The following is a 2,780-nucleotide window of genomic DNA, read 5'->3' on the forward strand; positions in this document are numbered from 1 at the left end:
ATTCTAACAGCTTTGGCAACGGCGCGGAAAAAGACACGGCTGGCTGCCGTGCCTTGAACCGTAAATCTATTGTAATAGGAGTTTATGCGCACAGGCGTTTATACGGTCGAGCAGGGGCGCGGCGTCAACGAATGTATCAGCCGGATGCAGCGCCGCAACGTGGATACGCTGCTCGTTGTGGACGAAGCAGGCAAATACCTGGGTACGGTTTCGATCACGGATATTCGGCTGACTGGACATGTGGTGGATTCGATCGCTCCACTGATCCGGTGCAACATGCCGGTCGTGCAGACGGAGGACAACGCGCGGGCCTGCTTTGACCAGTTGATCGAAAGCGGCAGCCCGTATCTGGTCGTACTCCGGCCGGATAAAACGGTCGCTGGCATCGTGACCAAGACCAGCATGGCGTCGGCCATGGCGGAACGGCTGTGGGGGTGAGTATATGACCTACCACGATCTTCCCCGCGCATTGCTGGCGCATTTGGGCTTCACCGCGGTTTCCGTGTTTTTCGGCTTTGTGCTGGGCGTTGCGTTCGGTATCCTGCTGTCCCGCCGGCCCCGCCTGTCCGGCGTGGTGCTGCCGGTATTGAGCGTATTCAACACGGTGCCGGGCATTGTGTTCGTCGGCCTGCTCTTTATCTGGCTGGGCATGCAGCCCGCGACCGTGCTGATTGCCCTGTCGATCTACGCAATGTTCCCGATTCTCAAAAACACCTATGCGGGTCTGGTATCGGTTGACCCGCAGTATATCGAGGCCGCCCGTGGCTGCGGCATGACGCCGCTGCAGCGGCTGTACAAGATCGAGATACCGTTGGCGCTGCCGACCATCATCGGCGGCCTGCGCATGTCCACGATCTATACCGTAAGCTGGACCGTACTGGCGGCAATGATCGGCCAAGGCGGGCTGGGCGAGTTCATCTATACCGGCATCAGCGCCAATGACAACGGCCTGATCCTGATGGGCGCCATACCGGCCGCGCTGCTGGCATTCCTGCTCGGCTCCCTGATCGACGTGCTACAGCGCATGGTCGTACCCAAGGGCATGCGGAAAGGGGGCGGCGGCGTATGAGCGCGGTGATGATACTCGACCATATCTCCATTGTCGTCGCTTCTCTGCTGTGCGCGATTCTGGCCGGCGTGCCGCTGGGTGTAATATGTTATTTTTATCCCGCTGCGCGCAGGGTGATCCTGCGCGTGGTGGACCTGATCCAGACTACGCCGGCGCTTGCCCTGCTCGGCATTATCATGGTGTTTCTGGGCGCGGGCAAGCCGACCGTCATCACGGGGCTTGCGCTGTATTCCCTGCTGCCCATTGTGCGCAATACCTGCTTGGGGCTGGACCAGGTTCCGGATTACCTGGTCGAAGCGGCAAAGGGGATGGGGATGACGCGCCTGTATCGCTTGGCTCATGTGGAGATGCCCATGGCGGCCCCCATCATTTTCACCGGTATCCGCATCGCGGCGGTCAACGCAGTGGGAACGGCCGTGTTCGCTGCGTTTGTCGGGGGCGGCGGCCTAGGCGGTGTGATTAACACCGGCATCCGGCAAGATGATATGAACGCGATCCTCGGCGGCACGGGCGTGCTTATGCTCATGGCGCTGGTACTCGACACCCTGATGGGCATTGTGGAGCGCCGGATGAACAGCCGCACAGCGGCCGCGCCCGCTTACCGCTTTCGGGTGGTCAGGCGGCTGGGGGCCGCGGCTGCGGCGGTCTGCGTGCTGGGGCTGTGCGCGTGGAATTTCATCCCGCAGGACGCGGACGGGCTGGTGCTGTACCAGGGCGAATTTTCCGAGGTGCAGCTCGTCAACAGCATGATTCAGCAATTGGTCGAGGATCGGTATGATCTGACCGTGACGATCAAGGATCAGATGACCTCCAAGAACAATTTTGACGAGCTGGTTGGGGACGGACACAGCTGCGACCTAATGTACAACTGGGACGGTACCATCCTGACGACCATCATGGGTCTGGATACCGCGGATATACCGGAGGGGCGGACGCTCTACGATTTTGTAAACGAGCGCCTGCAGGATAAATATGATGTGCGGCTGATGGGCAAGATCGGCGTCAACAACACCTATGCCATCGGCGTGACGCAGGACGTGGTGGACCGGTACGGCGTGGCCGCCATCAGTGACCTGCAGCCGGTTGCGGGCGAGCTGCGCTTCGGTGCGGAGCAGGACTTTTTCACCGATGCCGGCAGCATGAAGTTCGGGCCGTTCGTGAATTTCTACGACCTGGATTTCAAGGAGGTGCGGCATGTCGATATTATGCTCAAATACAAGGCGATCGAGCAGGGCGCGTATGATGTCATGGTGGTTTACGCGACCGACGGGCTGAACAAGCGTGCGGGGCTGACCATTCTGGAGGATGACCGCCATTTCTTCCCAGACTATTACGGCACGATTCTGGCGCGGAACGATGTGTTTGAGCGCTTTCGAGAGCAGGCGCCGGATCTGGAGGACACGCTCAGCCTGCTCAACGGCCTCTTTACCGACGAGCTGATGAGCGGCCTGACCTATGAGGTGGACGTGGAGGGGCGGCCGGTCGACGAGGTGGCGCACGAATTCCTGGTCGGGCAGGGACTGCTGGAAAAATAAACGCAAAAACGGTGCGGAACTATATTCCGCACCGTTTTTTTGATGTGTTGTATAATGGAGGAAAGCGGTCAGGCGTCCATACGGAGGATCGCCTTGATGCACTTGCCGGAGCCGGACTCCTCAAACGCTTCGTTGATCTGCTCGAACGGATAGAACTTGATCAGTTTATCAAACGG

The 2,780-nt window shown here is 59.6% G+C and carries 3 protein-coding genes; all 3 read left to right on the top strand.

Annotated features, from left to right (window positions below; genetic code table 11):
- Nucleotides 1-84: 84 nt before the first annotated feature.
- The 3 genes from OCV66_RS15420 to OCV66_RS15430 are packed head-to-tail and all read left to right on the top strand — an operon-like array spanning nt 85 to nt 2,604.
- Nucleotides 85-438 (top strand): CBS domain-containing protein, encoded by a 354-nt coding sequence (locus tag OCV66_RS15420; protein WP_082397435.1) that lies wholly within the window; start codon nt 85-87, stop codon nt 436-438.
- Nucleotides 439-442: 4 nt separating this feature from the next.
- Nucleotides 443-1,069: an ABC transporter permease gene (locus tag OCV66_RS15425; protein ID WP_054328561.1), complete on the top strand. Its 627-nt coding sequence runs from the start codon at nt 443-445 to the stop codon at nt 1,067-1,069.
- The gene (locus OCV66_RS15430) at nt 1,066-2,604 is read left to right on the top strand and encodes a glycine betaine ABC transporter substrate-binding protein (RefSeq protein WP_054328562.1); all 1,539 of its coding nucleotides are present in this window, start codon (nt 1,066-1,068) and stop codon (nt 2,602-2,604) included. Before OCV66_RS15425 ends, OCV66_RS15430 begins: the two co-directional genes overlap by 4 nt.
- Nucleotides 2,605-2,780 lie beyond the last annotated feature (176 nt).

It is taken from the genome of Agathobaculum ammoniilyticum (assembly GCF_025567315.1).
GTDB lineage: Bacteria > Bacillota > Clostridia > Oscillospirales > Butyricicoccaceae > Agathobaculum > Agathobaculum ammoniilyticum.

Excerpts from the sequence above, each read along its gene's own strand:
- OCV66_RS15420 (WP_082397435.1), top strand. The coding sequence starts at position 85 with ATGCGCACAGGCGTTTATACGGTCGAGCAGGGGCGCGGCGTCAACGAA.
- OCV66_RS15425 (WP_054328561.1), top strand. The coding sequence starts at position 443 with ATGACCTACCACGATCTTCCCCGCGCATTGCTGGCGCATTTGGGCTTC.
- OCV66_RS15430 (WP_054328562.1), top strand. The coding sequence starts at position 1,066 with ATGAGCGCGGTGATGATACTCGACCATATCTCCATTGTCGTCGCTTCT.